The sequence below is a fragment of the Vibrio ostreicida genome (genome assembly GCF_013074385.2).
GTDB lineage: Bacteria > Pseudomonadota > Gammaproteobacteria > Enterobacterales > Vibrionaceae > Vibrio > Vibrio ostreicida.
Window position 1 is genome coordinate 25339 of the sequence record NZ_JABEYA020000004.1, and the last position, 17573, is coordinate 42911.

A 17573-nucleotide genomic window follows, 5' to 3' on the forward strand; every position below is an offset into this window, starting at 1 on the left:
GCGTTCTGTTTGGTCTATCCAGCGGAATTGATATTAAACGAGTAGCCTATATTGTCTTTACAGAGGAACGTTTTGTCTGAGCACAGGTTTCTGGGTCTTCCCAGACTATAAACTGAGACCGGATAATTAAGTTGTCCTCATTTTTTTCTGCGTTGTTTTTCTTTGTCTAGAGTGAAGGTGGGTCTGATGACCCTTCGCTGTGCCGGCCGTTAGGCACGTTTACTGGAACTCAAAGAGAACAACAATAATGAAACTGAATATCCCCCCAGGTGCAGTCGCTAGAGTCCTAATCAGTGCCAGTGTTTTGTTCATTGGCCAAACCTTAGCCTCCAATGTACCCGTTCCACAGGTCATTGAACGTCACCATGAGCACAATGATGAGCGGGTTCATGGTATTGAAAATTTACCATTAGACTATCAGCCAACCCAGCTAACCGTCACATTCCCGCATACGGAAGAGCAACCTTCTGCTTTAAGCCGTCAGTGTGATCTTGAAGCCTTGTCTACGTCAGACAGCAAACGTCTTATTAGTGAGCTAATTTCTCAGGGTGCTGGATGTATTAATGGACTGTTTTCGGCGCAAAGTAGCATTCAGGAAGTGGCTTTTTCCTCAAACAACATGCGTGACGTGGCCAATTACACCGCGCAGCAGGCAAAACACTATCAAGGAAACGGCAATGATGGCTTAGAGGCCTTGTATCTTTATCTAAGAGCAGGTTTTTATGCGGCATTTTACAACGACAATATAACGTTGGCTGCTTGGGTAAAACCTGCAGTTCAAGCCTCTATCGATGAGTTTGTTGCCAGCCCGCATTTTTACAACAATAGTGATGCACACGGTAAAGTTCTGACGGAAGTCATGATCACAATGGACAGTGCCGGACTACAGCATGCTTACCTTGAAGAAGTCACCCAATGGCTAAAGCGTTGGGATGCGAATTATGCACAGAGCTGGTACATGCGAAGTGCGGTAAATAGTGTTTTTACGATACTTTACGGCGGGAGTTGGAATGAACAATATGTTGATATCATTGGTCAGCAGTCTGAGTTAGTCAAAGCGTTATCGCGCTTTGTAAGGAGTGGAGATTCTATTGGGCGTGACGATGAGTTCATGACCGCTAACGCTGGCCGTGAGCTGGGGCGCTTAACCCAATATAAAAATGTGGCGATTAGTGGCCGTGTCAAGACCGCGCTGGGGCAGCTCTTTGAACAATATGAAATGTATGGATTTGGTGATGCGGTCTGGTTAGGGGCGGCTTATACCGCTTCCTATTATTCCGACTGTGCAGAATATCGTATTTGTAATTTTGGACAACAACTCAAACCCTTGGTTTTGGCCCAAAGCTATTCTTGTAGCCCGAGTGTACGCATCTTGTCGCAGGCGATGACGACAGCACAGCATCAGGCGGCGTGCGATAAAATGGGGTATGAAGACGGTGATTTTCATCAGCGCCTAGAAACCGGTAATCAACCGGTTGCCGACGACCACAATACCCAGCTTCAGGTGAATATCTTTGACAGCAGTGATGCGTACAGTAAATATGCTGGTCCCATTTTTGGTATTGATACCAATAATGGGGGAATGTACCTCGAAGGTGACCCGTCCAAGCCTGACAATGTCCCTAATTTTATTGCTTATGAGGCTGACTATGCCAACCCTGATCATTATGTGTGGAACCTAGAGCATGAATATGTCCACTATTTGGATGGTCGATTTGATATGTACGGTGATTTTAATCATCCGACTGAAAAGGTAGTTTGGTGGAGTGAAGGGATTGCCGAGTATATCGCCCAACAGGATAACAATCAGGAGGCGATCGACACCATAATTGATGGCTCGACCTACACACTCGATGAGGTATTTGAAACCACCTATGAGGGTTTTGATGTTGACCGAATCTATCGCTGGGGTTATTTGGCTGTCCGTTTTATGTTTGAGCGACATAAGGCAGAGATAAACCAAATGCTGACGATGACCCGTAAAGGAAATTGGGCCCAATACAAAGTGAGAGTCGATAGCTGGTCACTCGCGTATCAAGACGAATTTGAGCAATGGCAACAGCAACTGGTCGATGATGCAAACCAGACGCCGCCTACGGCAGTCATCAAGTTCAATAACCCAGGCAAAACGGGTGAATCCATATTCTTTAGCAGTGAAGGCAGTTCGGACCAAGATGGTCAGATCTCCGCTTACTACTGGGAGTTTGGTGATGGAGTGAGCAGTACGGAGGCGAACACCGCACACCTCTTCCGAATGATTGTGCTGTGCGGGATACCATCAATGGGGGCCGCTTGGAACCGGGCACCGCGCAGTGTCTTGCGGCGCAATCTCCTATCTGGCTCAGTGTCGCAGGGGTAAATCAGCCGAGCACGATCGCTTTGACGTCGGCCAATGGGACGGGTGATCTTAAGGTTGAGTACAGTAATTCGGGTTGGCCAAATGAGTTAGGGACTAATGTGGATGGCTGGTCTGATAACCCGGGAAACGCAGAATGCATTCGCTTGTCCCAGCAAACGGGTTATTGGGGTTATATTAAAATCTCTGGTGACTTTAATCATGCGGCGATCGTGGTTGATTTTGATGAGCCGAGCTGCCGAGAACCATGATGACTTACGCGTCTTTAGTGGGGGGCTGAAGGTCAGGGTTCGACTCGATGATGAAGTCGATTGGAGGTGAAGGTTTTTCGTGTGCGTCACTGAAGCTTCGGCCACGCTCAATACAAGAGTGAATGAGTTACTAGTGGATTGGACTAATGAGCGCTTGACCTGAAAGATGAGAGATAAACCCCTAGCAAGATCACATAATTTCATTAACTTACGTGAATTCTTCTTTGTCACATACCTATAACAAATGTGCAACCTATTTATTATAGCTTCGAGTCAACAAACAAAGACAAGGAAAGTAGAATGAATGTTATGCAGTGGAAAATCTTATTGGTGTCATTAGCTGCGGCGCCTGTTCTCGCGGATACCGATGTGTACTTGACCAACAATTCCGACCAAATGCTGACCATTCAGGTCAGCCATGAAGGTTCAGATCTACTCAAATATGGCGATGAGTGGCAACAACATACCCAGACACTTGGGCCATGGGAAACAAAACAGGTTGTGAGCTTCAATCGTTGGGAAGGCGTAGAGTCAGGCGAAACATATCGTTTTAATACCGTGGTCTCCAATGCTATGGGTGAGAGTGTGGTGTTGAATCAGGTGATGGAAGGACACTGGTATAATTCGACTATCGATTTTGGCGTATCTTCATCCGATGTCGAGCTGTCACTCAAAGATGATCGCAAAGTACATCGATATACCACCTCGTCATTTGGTGAGCGTCCGGCAGAGCTAGCGTTTAAATCTGACAATACAGCACGCTATGATGATGTGTACTACACGATCACACCACAGAAAATAGACGAGGTTGTCGAACCGGATGACAACATACTGAAAGTGATGACCTACAACATTTGGGCTTTGCCAGCGATTGCTTCCCACATCAATGATCGCTACGACGTTATTCCAGAATATGTGAAAGGTTATGATGTGTTGGCATTGCAGGAAGTGTTTGCGAGTGGTCGTGATCGGTTCCTGAGAGAATTAGCCCAAGAATACCCTTATCAAACTAAAATGCTTAATAAAGACGGGTTCAATATTTATGATGGTGGCGTGATGATTGTTAGCCGTTATCCGATCGTCAATCAAGCCCAGTACGTGTTCCCCGATTGCAGCGGAACCGACTGCTTTGCTGACAAGGGCGTGAACTATGCGGAGGTGATCAAAGGAGGGAAAGCCTATCATGTCTTCGCCACCCATACTGCATCATATGATACCGACACGGCTCGTACCAACAGACAACGTCAGTTTAAACAAATTCGGGCATTGGCGACATCCCTAACCATTCCTGATCACGAGACGGTTGTTTATAGTGGCGATTTTAATGTCAATAAACGCAAATTTCCCGGAGATTATCAACAGATGTTGGCGAACCTGAGCGCGATTGAACCCCAGTATACCGGTTATACGGAATCGACATTTGATCCTCGTATCAACGATTTTGCAGGGGATCCGGTGTCTGGTGGAGAAAATGTGGAGTACCTCGACTATGTGATGGTCAGCAATGAATATGCTGTAAAATCGGACAACAATAATCGAGTCGATGTCCCACGTAGTACTGATGAAAAGCTATGGAAGCACTTCAATCTCTCGGATCATTTTCCCGTGGCTGCGGTGATTAAATAATGCGATTAGGGGTTATTATTTTGATGCTTGCCATTACAGCAAGCATCCCCTTTTGGCTGTGGCCACAGCCACGTTTGGCTAGCGTTGAGCCGCATCAGCGATATCAACAACAGCCTATCGTCATGGAAACGCCAGCAAAGGTAAGCGTGGTTGACTCCGATGCCATCGCCCCAAATCATGATGAGAATAACGAAGAAATGGCGGCTTTTCTGGTCAGCAGCAAAGGGCGAGATTTGATTCAAGCGATAGAAGCTCTGTGGATAGCGTGTCGCCGTCAGAGTAACTGCGAGCAGGTTTTAGTGGGTCTGCGGACGAAAGTGTCTGAAGCCCGTTACACCCTTATCGCGCAGTACCCTCAGCTTAAAGCTCAGTGGCAAGAGGTATTGGGGGATCTGTCGTTAAATGAGCATACTCCATTGAATGATAAGGTCGCTCAGGTAAAACGTCAGGCGAATGAGATATGGGGTGAACTGGCAGAGGTTATCTTTTCGGACCAGTTTGCTTTGTATGAATTCAGTATTGAGTCTCAGTCTTTACAAAAAAGTGAGTCAGAAGATTATCTGCAGGATTATCAGGACTTACTTAACCAGTGGCAAGGCAGTGCAACGTCCCTTGCGCTTAACCATAGTGAAGCCCTTTACGAAAAAGGGGTCAGTTTGATACCAAAACAGTACACTGATCATCAGCACCGCCAGATAAAACAACAGTTGGCTCAACGATACCTGACCGAGGAACAAACGCGGTCCATTACGGAAAGAGAGCAGCAAGTCGAACGTCAACACGCAAAAGTCAGCGATTATCAAACCCAATTGTCCGCTCTGAATGCGTTTTTGGATCAACAAAGAGCCACGATGGGCGCCTCTATGCCTGAGAGTGAGTGGCAAGCGTATCGGCAACAGCAAGTCAGCAACTTTAGAATTCACTTCTATACTGACGACTGAGATGAGCAGCATGGTTAATTAACCAATTGTTACATAAGAGTTTTATGTAAACGTTTACAGTTGAATTCGATTGGAAATTATCGGAACCAGCCTCAAAGTTACCTGTTAACCCGTTTTAATTAATCTATTGATCATTGATATAACGCGGCCTTAATTAATCAGGTCATTACGTTGTTGAGTATGAAATATTCTAAACCTCTTGGTATTGCCAAGACTCTAGCCAGTTCATTGTTGTTGGCAGGGACGAGCTTTAATGCTTTTTCCGCCTCGGAGTGCGAGTTTGACGCTCTCACTCAATCTTCTGATTGGCTACCAAAAATTACACAAGCAGAGTCGTCTTGTTATCACTCGTGGTTTAATGCACCGAAAACAGCGGCACTGACCCTGTATAGTGAAGCATCGATACAACAAGTCCAAATGGAGCTGTCCAAACAGGTACGTGGGTATCAGGGCCGTGCGGAACACGCTAAATTGATTGCGAACCTCAGTGAGTTTGTTAAGGCGGCCTATTTTTCCCGTTACGCGACCCAATCCGATTACGGTTACTATTCTGAACGATTAAGCCGAGCTTTGGCTGGCAGTTCGGTGAGTTTTCTAAATCTGCCTTATGTTGAGAGTACTGATGCCGATCAAGTTCAGGCGATGTCGGCAATGACATTGATGCTAGATAGTGTCAAACAGTTACCCGTGGCTATCGGGCCTATGTTAGATCTGCTTGAATCTTTTGATCGCAATAACAGTGAGAATCTTCAGTATGTCGATGGCTTGAATAACTTATTTCGGGCGATGAGTGGACATATTGTCAGAGAAGAATTTTACGCAGAGTTTATTGCTCACCCAGAATACCTTCAGCGGCTTGAAAACTTTGTCAATGATAATCGCTGGGCACTCGGAAGCGACGCGGAGTTTCTGATTTACAACGCTGTTCGTGAATCCGGAAGGTTATTGGTCAGCCGTGATGACAGCTTGCGCCAAAGAGTGCTGTCTTTTATGGAACGAGTATTGGAGCGCAATGCTATTGGCAGCGAGGGTGAGATATTATGGGTAGCCGCGGCTGAAATGATCCTCCATTATGCGCCAGAACGTGGCGCTGACTTGGGGCTTAAGCAAAGTAAACTTGTGCTTGAACAACGGTTATTACCCAATCGTTATCTATGTCAGGGACCTGCGATCATTCGTTCTCAAAATTTATCGCAGCGTCAATCTCAACAGGCGTGTGAGGTATTAGCTAATACAGAAACTGAGTTTCATGAGGTGGTGAACTCAGGTGGTACATCGGTTAAGGATGATTTTAATCACAAAGTCGAAGTGGTGGTCTGGCAGGATAATCAGGATTATGTGTCCTACTCCAACTTCCTATTTGGCAACAGTACGGATAACGGTGGTCAATATCTTGAAGGGGACCCAAGTAAAGTCGGGAATATTGCACGTTTTATCGCCTATCGCTTTGAGTCGGGGGAAGCGCTCTCCATTCTCAATCTAGAACACGAATATGTGCATTACCTTGATGGCCGTTTTAACCTGTATGGTGGCTTTAATGAAACATTAAGCCGTGGAAACATCGTGTGGTGGTTGGAAGGTTTTGCAGAATACATGCATTATCGCTCTGGCTATGTCGCGGCGGTCAACTTGAGTTGTAAAACACCGCTGACATTGGCGGAGGTTTTCGCGACCACCTATGAACATGATCTGGATCGCATCTATCGCTGGGGATATCTTGGCGTAAGGTTTATGTTTGAAGAGCATCCGCAAGAAATGGACCGTTTACTTCAGCTGGCCAGAAGCGGAGATTATGAGCGTTGGAGTGATGAAGTGTCACGCTTGGGAATCGAACTCAAGAGCAGTTTTGAGTTGTGGCTTGCGACGCTTCCGTGTGTGCAAACAGACAACGATGATAGCCATGGTGGTAACGGTGATGGGGGTAAAGAGCCTGACAATTCGCAGGACATCCGCCAATTTGGACTGAATGATTCGCAACCGTTTAGTGCGAATCAGTATGACGAATCACTTTTCTACATCGATGTTGGCAATGATGTGACCCAGTTGACGGTTAAGATCCAAGGAGATGGGGATGCAGATTTGTACGCTAGCCATCAGAAAGTCGCACATTATTATGATTATCAGGTGTCCAATTTTCAGCGAGGGAGCGATGAAGAGATCGTATTTTCTCCTCAAGAGAACGGTCTCATAGCACCGGGACGTTATTACTTTAGTCTGTCCGCCCGTGAAGCATTTTCTAATGTTATCGTGACAAGCTCGGCACAAACCCGATCCCCCTCAAAAGGGCAAGATGATCTCACCCCTATTTTGATGGATATTGACCAAGCCCTAACACTGGACGTGAACGCGACTCGATATGTAGGACTTTATATTAAGGAGCCGACGACGGTTAGGTTTTGGATGTCTGCGAAAGGAAGCCGTGGCAGTGACATCGACCTCTTTGTTGGAACGCAGAGCTGGGCGACTGAGGATGATTTTGATGTGTCATCTCAGCGCTCGGGGAGTGATGAGTACTTTGAATTGCCCGTGGATGAAGCGGGGTATCTTTACGTCACGCTGAAGGCTAACCAGCAAGGCGGTCAAGTGGAATTATATGCCATTGACTGATTGACAATATGCTGTATCCCGTAGCGAGTCGAAAGGCTCGCTTTTTTATTAAAGGTGCACTCTAATCAGTGAGATTTTTGCTCCGATTACCTTACTTTTACACCGATATTCTCTGGCGGTGTTTTTGATGCTTGTGTGACCAACGCTAAGGTGACGGCCAAATTGGCGGCTAAATTGAAGGTTTGATAACATCCAGAGACTGTGATTACGCGTGATTGAAGTGCGATATTTACTGGAAAAACACATTGTACAAAAAAAAAGCGTGCCCTTAAGGCTCGCTTTTTTTTATATCTGCATTAAATGGTCCCATTTATGTATATAAATGCATATGAATTGTTCGCTCATAATAGAGTGGCTGAAAATTCATACACTTTATGATTCAGTGCCTTAGGGCTAAATTTGGTTGATAATCGGGTAGAAAGCCTTAAAAATAAAGAGATATCGCGCAAAAACACCGACCCTCAGTAAGATTCAGTCGGGATTCATTTCAAACACAGTCGAACCATCTGCCCTAAGATACTAATTTAGCTAATAATATTGTCACTTGCATAATGACCGGATTATTAATTTTATAATTTCAATAAAAATAAGATTAAATTTCGCCCTATTTGCTTAAAAAGTGATCTTTAGCGGAAAAGTGAAACAAAAAGCAAACGTTTTACTTCCACTTGTTGATATAGCTGTTAAGTTTTTTCTGGTAGGGCAAAAGCTCTACAACTGATAAAAAATAAAATAAGGATCATTTTATGAGACCAAATCTAACTATCAGCATGATGCTAGCAACGGCAGTGGTTGGCTTTCCGTCGCTTGCAAAGCCTTCAAACACAGCAAACACACCCTCTCAAGCTGAGAAAGTCGCTCAGCAGAAACAAGCACTTGCGATGCAAATCAGTGCTCGCTATGCCAATTTAGAATCGTCACTTAAATCACAAATCAGTGAAGAGCATTTGGCAACACCTCTCGAGGACTTGCAATCGGCTCAGCCCTATTCCACCTTTAGCCAGAAGATGCAAAAGGCGGATAAAAGCTACCGAGATATGAAAGGAATCAGTGAGTTCACCGATTCTGTTATGGAATTGCGTATCGCCGATGCCTCAATGGTCCAAGAATGGAAAGATGGGGAAAGCCCACTGTTTGCTTTTGAGCCTTCCGGCGATGATGCAAACTGGCAGTATGTGGAGGCATACGACGTGTATGGGCAGGTGCATCAGTTGGATGTCTATGACATGCCGGATGTGCCTGTGTTTGTGGTTGATAGTAATGGCGCAGAGGAACTTCGAGCGGGTCTATTGGCAATGGAAGCGGAAATGCAACGTCTTGGTCAAGGAACGGAATTGATCACACAAGATTTTGCTCGTAAGGCTGAGAAACGCAAAATGAGTCGGATGACAATGACTCAAGATGTTGAACCATTAAAGACAACGCAATTAACCAAAATTCGCTTGAATGATGATAAAGAACCTTGGATTTCTGGCAAGGCGGAAGTGTACGCCATTATTACTGGGGTCGATCCAAGCCGTGTTGCGCCGCAAATTGATCTGGTTGAAATGCCTTACCTTGATTATTCCAAGCAAGATTATTATCCACAGCAAACCATGATCTTATGGCCTCGTTACCGTTGGGGAGCCGTTGATATGGTATTGATGGAGCGTGATGACGGCACCAACTATAAGGAGCTTGCTCAGAAACTTGTAAAAGCGGCTGAGGAAATTTTGAAAATGATCCCTGATCCTGAGGTTCAAGGCTACGCGATTATTGCTCAAATCACGGGAAAAATCCTTGATGTGATCCCAAGCCATTGGATGACCAATGATGATGATTTTGTCGATGTATATTATACACTTATGCAGAGCACACCTTACGTTAGCCGACCAGGGGCAGGGGGTAATGCGACGGCAACGTTCACGCCAGTGACCATTTCGCCGACGGAATAATACCATCAGAATTGACGCTGCGCATATACCTTGTATATGCGCTTTTTTATTTCACTAAACCCATCCTTATGCTGTGTTCTATGGTGTGGTGCGCTGATGATTGAGCGATGTGGTGAACCATGTCATACAAGGTGAATTTACCAAAGTCTGGTTTTGCCATACCCAATACAGCATGGCGAACGGCTTCTAGTCGTTTGAATGCCCATACTATGAGACGTGCGCCAGCATAGATATCGCTTAACTAAGTGGCAAAGATGAATCTATTGTGAAAGATTTCAGCATTTTCCTCGGGCCAGCTCAAAAAACAATATCCTTTGTATTGGCTGTTGCATACCCGATTAGATTTTTTGGCAAACTTGCTTGAAGTTGAAAGCATTGATCTTAGTCAATGATTGTTCATCGATAGCTCGTAGTTTCCAGCGTATAGAAAGGGTGGCCATGTCTGTGCTACGTTGGTTTGAATTTTGCGGCGATCTGCTTCAGTAACTCCCCATTAATTTGGGGTAATCCGTCGGAAAAATAGATCTGTTGCCCTGACGTCATTCTCAGTAACACATTGGTTTGCTCTCCCATTTGATTGGCGCAGTTCACCGCATGCATTTCGCTGACGGCATGGTCGATTTCTTGTTCGAGTTTCTGTTGTTGCTCCTTGGTCAGCCGGACTCGAGCCTGACAGACTTGAGACAACCTGGGATCGGCCATCGATATTTTTTCAAACCGAGACTTAAACAGCTTATCGAGCGCGCTGCCGTCCTCCATAATGAAACGTTTGCCTGAGTGGTACATCACTTTGTTGCCATGCATTTCCCAGTATCCAAGGATCTCACCAATACTAAGATAGAATCTCAGACTGTGTTCATTCAGCTGATAGTGTTCGGCGATGTCATCCGGCGTTTGATTACGTGAGGTGATGAGATAAATAAAATCAAGTAGATAGGGGTGCTCGGCGAACAACGCATTCTGTTCGTCGGAGAGAAATTGTTCATTATCACGTTGGATCTGAATCGCGATTTGGGTCAGTTCAATCAAATCGCTGTTCAACTGGTGGGCATACATCAGCACTTTATCCAAACCTAAAGCAGGATTATGGAGATGGCGCTTTACCGTGGATAAAGGCACGCCCGCTCTTTCTGATATTTGACTGTAACATAGGCCTTCGCTTTTGATTTTTAAACGAAGCGCTGCGAGTAAAAAATCCGCTCCAATGTGCATAGAGTTTGGTCCTGATGGTTGGCTTGGCTTGCATCCGACGGACAACATTCCGTCGGCGATAAGTGAAATAAAGTCGCGCTAACCTAGTCAATTATAGGTAATTTCCTCGATCTCTGATTGAAACGGGACTTAACGCTCGGTTAAGCCGCTAACGTGGCCAATATGAATGTACTGAGACTTAATCCTTGTGGTCGGCTTAGTGTTTTGTGTTTAGACGTGTGCGCCACCACCAAAGTAGGGGGGTGACGGCGATGATGGCAGGGGCAAAAGCCACGAGCCGAGAAAAATCCAAGCTTAAGTCCTGTTGGGCCTCAACCAGTATGCCAGCGATGCCCCCGCCGACCCCGATAGCGAAATGTTGCAGTGCTCCCTGCAGGCTGATCAGCTTTTGTCTTGCTTGTGCAGGTAAACCGGTGATCAGCTCAGTGCTTAAAATGAGCGATCGGACCGAGCTTGAGATCACAAACCCGACAAAGGCCGTTGCAGCAGTAAAGTTATTGTTTGTCGTAAAGCCGACCCATACCGAGGCACCCATGACAATCGACAACAAGACCAGCAGCCTGCCAATCGCGTCAGCGTTAAGTTTGGCGCGGGCGTAGCCTTGTATCATCATAAAAGCACCACAACCGCCGAAGGTATAACAAAGGCTTAAGCCTTGATCAGACAACTTAAGGTTGAGTATTAACAAGACAGGGAACTGCGTTGACACAACAAAGGTGCCGAGAACGGCGGAAAATATCAGTAAAGCTGCAAAATATACGAGTTTTAAGCCTCTCTTAGGGCGATTGAGGAGTTCAGAGTGCTCATGCTGTGGCGGGGATTGGAGAGGCACGGTTGAGCTGAAAAAATAGCCGGTAAGGACCAGAAAACCGCCTCCAAGCAATTGTAAACCCAAACGCCAGCTTTCAGTCGACGCGAAAACCAGCAGTGTGGGCACGCCAACGGCGAGCGCTAATGGAAAGGCGCTCATAAGCAAAGCGGCGTTGCGTTTTTTATGTTTTTCGCTGCTCAGAAGTAGCAGATAGTTGATATTGATGACTGCCAGAGCGCCAGCGAAAAAGCCCGTCATTACCCGAAGGCCGAGTAAGACATGGAAGTGTGTGACGAAGGCGCTCAGCAATGTCATGAGTGTGAGCCCAGCCAGCAACACCCTTAATAGTTGAGTTTCCCGCCCTAGGTTGCTGGAACCTTGAAAGAGCAAACATGAAGCAGCCGCCGAGATCGCATACGAGCTGGTCAGTAATGCGGTTTGCGAAGGCAGGGCCCCTAAATTTAGAGTAATCGCGGAGCTAAAAGGCACAATGACCAAAGCTTCGAGCGCGATGAGGAAATGGAGAGCAAAGCTCGCATAAACCCATTTGTGAGGGGGTGAGCGAAGAAAACCCAGTAAAGAGAGCATAAATTAGTCCGTGATAGAAACGTGAAGTATTGATTGTATAAATTTATATTTGGCAATAAAGTGGCTAATTTTGATTTAATAAGCTCATAAAATGGGATAATAATTATGGAGTCTAAAGATCAGCAGTGGCTGCTTAGCTTTCACCGAGTGTATGAACTTCATAGTTTCAAGCAGGCTGCTGAGCAATTGGGTCTGCCTGCATCGAACGTCAGTCGACATGTTGCACTGCTTGAAGAACGCCTCAATGTTCGTTTACTGGAAAGAACCACTCGCCGTATGTCCCCCACACCAGCAGGGGAACACTTGTATCACTCAACGGTTCACTTATTATGCTCGCTAAATGAGGTGCTAGAAGAGGTACGTTTGGATGCGCAGTCAGTCACTGGACACCTTCGGGTATTAATGCCCGATATTCCTTTTTTGGGCGATGCCGCAGTACAATTTTGCACCGATCACCCTACGGTATCATTAAGTTGCGAAACCAGTTTAAGCCCAAAAGAGGCTCTTTGTGATGGGTTTGACCTTATCCTCGCTTTTGGACGTGGAAGGCTCATTGATAAGAGCTGGGTGGCGAGGGAAGTGGCTCGATGGCAAAGTGTGGTGGTGGGTTCACCTGATTTGATAGACAAAGTCGGCGCCCCCTATGCACTTGAGGATTTGAAGCAGACTCCTTGCATCAGTAGCCTGACGGCGCTGCAAGGGATGCCTTGGGTTTTTAAAGGCCACGATGCTCAACCGATCAAACAGGCTGTGCGTTCAACCTTTAAAGTTAACAGTGGTTATATGGCCAAAAGTGCGGCGATTAACCACCTTGGGTTTGCGATTCTTCCCAAAGAAAGTTGTGAGCATGAGCTTCAACAAGGGCGATTAATTGAGCTGGAGTTGCAATCTCAGCCAGAGGATCTGGTGCTGTATGCGTTTTATACAGGAAGAAAGCATCAGGCGAAGAAAGTGACGGTTTTTATCGATTATTTACAAAAAGTTAAAACACAATCTGAGTAAGCGGGCAGTCAATCTCGTATTGAGATAAGAACAGAGAAGAACAACGAGAACAAAGAACAACGAGGACAGGCAGGGTAATTACTTGGCAGGGTAATTAGATTGGCCGGTAACAAGATTCAACCCAATGCTCTCATCAGGTTGAATCTATCCGTTTAGGTGTTAGAGCGGCGTGATATCATCAATGGCGGGTTGTGTGGCGCGGTATGCATAATAAGCCAAGGTCGTGGCAAGGAGCAATACGACGACAGAGGCCACAGCTTGAACCAAAGACTCAGGACGACCATCATAGAAATTACTCGCCAAATCAATTGCAACCGCGACGATAATCAACCTAATTGCTGTGACAAGTGAAGCCGCCACGCCGGTAAGGTCGGGAAATACTTGCATCGATTTTGAGAAAAACAATCCGATAGAGAGCCCTGCACCCACTGAAAACAGGCACATGATTCCCGTCAACCAGAGTGGTGAAGACAAGGCGGTTTCAGGGACCAGAAAAAACAAGGCAGTCGCCATGAAGACAACCCCTAGCCCGATATTCTTCAGCTTGTCCATCCCAATCATGTCGATCAATCGTCCGTTGTTTAGGCTAACCACAACAAAGGTGCCGAGTGTCGCTATCTGATAGTATGGAAAGTGCTCTTTCTCTACGTGCAATTGCTCAACATACAGTAGAGACATACTCGAAACATAGACCATGTAAGCAGCTAGGATGAGGCTCGTGACCAGTGTGTTGTACCAAAATGTTGCAGAACACATTACGGTCGTGTACTCAGACATCACTCTTTTGCCTGCGAACCTTTTTCTGCGAGCTGGCGGCAGCGATTCAGGCAGAAAGATCCCGCACGTGAATGCAGACATTGCTACAAGAGCGGCAATAAAAATAAAGTTAGCCTGATAGCCCATTTTTATATTGATCCACCCGCCAATAAGCGGTGCAAAAGCCATCAAGCTGACCACTAAGGTGTTGAGATCGGCAACGAGTTTGGCAGCGGCTTCTTCTTCAAACAAGTCAAATACCATGGCTGCACCGATGATCATACAAGCGGAGCTCCCAAAGCCTTGTACTAACCGAAACGCCAGCAGCTGTTCAATCGTACCCGCTAGGGTGCACCCTAAGCTTGATATCAGAAACAGGGTGAAACCAAACATTAATACCGGTTTGCGGCCAAAATGATCCGACATTGGTCCATATAATAAGGAACCGATACAAATGCCGATGAAATTAAAGCTAAGTATGCGCTGCACCATGACCGCATTAGTGTCCATATCATTTAAGATATCTGGGAAGGTGGGGAGATAGATATCCGTCTCGACTGCTGCTGCAACGAAAACAAATATCATCAGAAAGCGAAACCACTTTCCATGATGAGAAATGGGAAACATCGTTAATCCATATTTTATAATTATATAGTCGAGGCTTAACCGTTTTAATCATTATAACGGCGTATCCAAGAGAATAGGTTGGGGTTGTCTACGAGGAACATTGCGGGTAGAGAGGCGTCACACGCAATCAGATGACATTCCTGTCACTTAGTTGTGAATAAGTGCGGTGTAAATGTAACACTTTTTCATCGTTTGACAAGTATATTGAGCAACAATGGGCATATTTAATGTTCAGAGCAATGCCCATGCAGACAATAATGTCAGTCAACATGAGCACAAAGGGAGCGTCTTTGATGTTGCCAAAAAGCGTGGTGTCACCTGAGAGCGTCTGTGAAGAGACTACTCTACTCTGAATTTATTCACCAGCTCCTGCAGGCTGTCAGACACTTGGGCAAGGCCCATGGCCGCATTATCAATTTCCTCTGACGCTTCTTTCAGGTTGGAGGAGGCCCCTTTCACTCTAGACACACTGTCGTTAATCCCGTTAGAGCTGGCTTTTTGTTCCTCCGTCGCGGCTGAGACTGTTGCATTTATGGTTGATAATTCTTCAACACTGACACTGAGATCCTTGAGGTTGTTGCTCACCTCGTTGACTAAATTGATGCCCTCCTGAGCAGAGACGTTGCTGCTTTGCATTGAATTGACCGTAGAATCCGTTACGTTCGTTAACTTTAAAATGTTGTTTTGAATGTCCACTGTACTGTTCTGAGTTTTCGTGGCCAGTTGTCTGACTTCATCAGCCACTACAGCAAATCCTCGTCCGGTTTCACCTGCTCGTGCAGCCTCAATCGCCGCATTGAGTGCCAGCAAGTTGGTCTGCTCTGCGATTCCGGTAATAATCTTAAGAATATGATTGATACTCTCGACTTCATGTTGCAGCTCACCGAGCTTGTCCGCCGCCATTTTTACCTCAGCCCCCATTTTTTCTACATGCTCGGCGGCTTGGGCGGCTTGATCCGCATTCTTTACCGCGACTTCACGGCATCGGTAGGTATATTCGGATGCAGAGGCACTGCTTTCTGAGACCTCTTGTAATGCTTGGTTGAATTGACTCATTGACTCTGTGACATCGGTAACTTGCTGGGCTTGATCTTCTGCAGATTTGTATGAGCCTTCGGTGATCTTACTGAGCTTTTTGGTCGAATACGTGATCATATCAGTACTGGCTTTGACCGAATCAATAATAATTCTGATTTTTTCAATAAACGTGTTGAAATTTTTGGCCACGGAATCAAATTCAGAAATACTCGACCTTTGGAGGCTCGTATTCAAGTTGGCGTCGCCTGAATTCAGTGCAATAAATTGGCGCTCTAGGGCTGCCAATGGTTTAAGTAAATAACTGATAATAAGAACAGAAATCAGCCCAAAGAGACACACCATAATGAGCGTTGTGATACCTCCTGAGTAAACAATATAATCACCCAGTCTTTCTTTAGGCGCAAAAGCTTCCGCTTCATCAATCTCTGAGAGGATCGCCCACCTTTGTCCCGCGAGTTCTACTGGACCATAGGCAGAGAGAACGGGGATACCGCGATAATCTTCAAAAATATCAAAGCCATTGGTACCGCTTAATGCGCTCTGTACGCCAGACGTATTGACGGGCTGCAAGGCAATACTGGTGTCTTTTAGCTCAATGTCCTTTGCCTCGGAGAGGCCATTGTTGCTTAACGCTTCTAAATACCCAGCTTTATCTTCAATAAAAAACCGGCTTTCATTGCGTAACGTTTTATCTGAGCCCACCAAGTAAATCTCACCGGATTCACCAAAGCCATGTTCTTTCCAGAGGCCGTTCTGCGTCATCAATTTGTTCAGTTCATCAATTGGCATCTGAAAAATCAAAACACCGTGCAACTGTCCTTGGCGAAAGATTGGCGTAGACATAAAGCTAGCAGGAGCATTATAGGAAGGTAAGTAAGGGGCAAAATCCGTCAAAGAAACCTCGCCTTTTTGAAGCGACAGCGCGTTTTTGAACGCGATCCCTATCCCCGTGTTTGCGTAGGGGCCTTGAGTCAGGCTAGTCGCAAAGTCCAGCTCTTTAAAGACACTGTAGACAATGTAACCATTCTTAGGTTCTACCAGAAATATATCATAGTAACCAAAGGTTTGAAGGAAGGATCGAAACGTATCATGGTAGCGCTGATGATCTTGATCGTACTGAGTGCCGTTATTGAGGCTCGCAAGCTTATCTTTGTTACCCAAAGGGTTAGGGTTGCTGGCGATAAAGTCATACTGCATTTTGAATGAGATAGCAGGCAGAGAGGATAACATTTGCGATGTGTCGGCGGTATCCTGATTCGACTGGCTATATTGCTTCGCAAATTGCTGCGTATAGTAATTCTCGACTTTATTTTGATAACCTTCTGCCACAGGCTGCTGCGTTTCATAATTTAAAAAAGAGCGGTTAAAGTCACTCATTGCTTCTTTTGTTGCGACATTGTTTGCCAGAGCGGTAATCTGATTCTCAATCACCGAAAAATAGTTTTCTACCTCTGCACGCACCAATTCTTTGGATGTGGTCAGCCTCTCGCGTGACTGCTGTAACAGCACGGTTCTCATTTCTTCAGTCGACAGGTATGTATTGATGCTGGTACTGGCAACGAGCGAAAGAACTATTGACGCTAAAATAGCGATGATAATCCTGAACTTTAATGACATGCTGATCCTCCATTTGCTTCGGTGAGAGCAATATTGTTATGTCCCTTTAAAACAATGAAATAGTAGAACTATATGCATGCGTTTGCTTTTTTGTCAGGTACAAATAGTCAGAATTAGTGACCTAGATACGGTATAAATGAAAAATGACGTCTATTGATGGATGGGTCAACAACAATGAAAGGCCCAACCTTGATCCGATGAGGAGGT

9 protein-coding genes and 1 pseudogene are annotated in these 17573 nt (G+C 45.7%); 6 read left to right on the forward strand and 4 right to left on the reverse strand.

Going from position 1 to position 17573, the window contains the following annotated elements:
• Positions 1-247: 247 nt before the first annotated feature.
• From HLM86_RS08255 to HLM86_RS08275, 5 genes and pseudogenes are all read left to right on the forward strand, one after another.
• Positions 248-2607: pseudogene (locus tag HLM86_RS08255) on the forward strand (collagenase).
• 300 nt (positions 2608-2907) lie between these two features.
• Positions 2908-4233: a sphingomyelin phosphodiesterase gene (locus HLM86_RS08260; RefSeq protein ID WP_170882581.1), complete on the forward strand. Its 1326-nt coding sequence runs from the start codon at positions 2908-2910 to the stop codon at positions 4231-4233.
• Positions 4233-5174, forward strand: coding sequence for a chromosome segregation ATPase (locus tag HLM86_RS08265; RefSeq protein ID WP_170882582.1), 942 nt, complete (start codon positions 4233-4235; stop codon positions 5172-5174). The genes HLM86_RS08260 and HLM86_RS08265 overlap by 1 nt, the downstream gene beginning before the upstream one ends.
• Before the next feature lie 180 nt (positions 5175-5354).
• Positions 5355-7781 (forward strand): M9 family metallopeptidase, encoded by a 2427-nt coding sequence (locus tag HLM86_RS08270; RefSeq protein WP_170882583.1) that lies wholly within the window; start codon positions 5355-5357, stop codon positions 7779-7781.
• 746 nt (positions 7782-8527) lie between these two features.
• Entirely contained in the window at positions 8528-9715 is a 1188-nt protein-coding gene (locus tag HLM86_RS08275) for a DUF3103 domain-containing protein (RefSeq protein ID WP_076589563.1), read from the forward strand.
• 447 nt (positions 9716-10162) lie between these two features.
• On the opposite strand, the gene HLM86_RS08280 is transcribed toward HLM86_RS08275, so the two are convergent.
• Together HLM86_RS08280 and HLM86_RS08285 are read right to left on the reverse strand one after the other, a co-directional pair.
• Entirely contained in the window at positions 10163-10927 is a 765-nt protein-coding gene (locus HLM86_RS08280; RefSeq protein WP_076589564.1) for a transcriptional regulator, read from the reverse strand.
• 196 nt (positions 10928-11123) lie between these two features.
• Positions 11124-12326 carry an MFS transporter gene (locus HLM86_RS08285; protein ID WP_170882584.1) on the reverse strand — a complete coding sequence of 401 codons (1203 nt, stop codon included), beginning with the start codon at positions 12324-12326 and terminating at the stop codon, positions 11124-11126.
• 102 nt (positions 12327-12428) lie between these two features.
• On the opposite strand from HLM86_RS08285, the gene HLM86_RS08290 reads away from it, so the two are divergent.
• Positions 12429-13328, forward strand: a complete 900-nt coding sequence (locus tag HLM86_RS08290) for a LysR family transcriptional regulator (RefSeq protein WP_170882640.1) — start codon at positions 12429-12431, stop codon at positions 13326-13328.
• Positions 13329-13487: 159 nt separating this feature from the next.
• Here the strand turns inward: HLM86_RS08290 and HLM86_RS08295 are convergent, their stop codons facing one another.
• Both HLM86_RS08295 and HLM86_RS08300 read right to left on the reverse strand, forming a co-directional pair.
• Positions 13488-14711: a multidrug effflux MFS transporter gene (locus HLM86_RS08295; protein WP_254868781.1), complete on the reverse strand. Its 1224-nt coding sequence runs from the start codon at positions 14709-14711 to the stop codon at positions 13488-13490.
• A gap of 339 nt (positions 14712-15050) precedes the next feature.
• Entirely contained in the window at positions 15051-17366 is a 2316-nt protein-coding gene (locus tag HLM86_RS08300; protein WP_170882585.1) for a methyl-accepting chemotaxis protein, read from the reverse strand.
• Positions 17367-17573 lie beyond the last annotated feature (207 nt).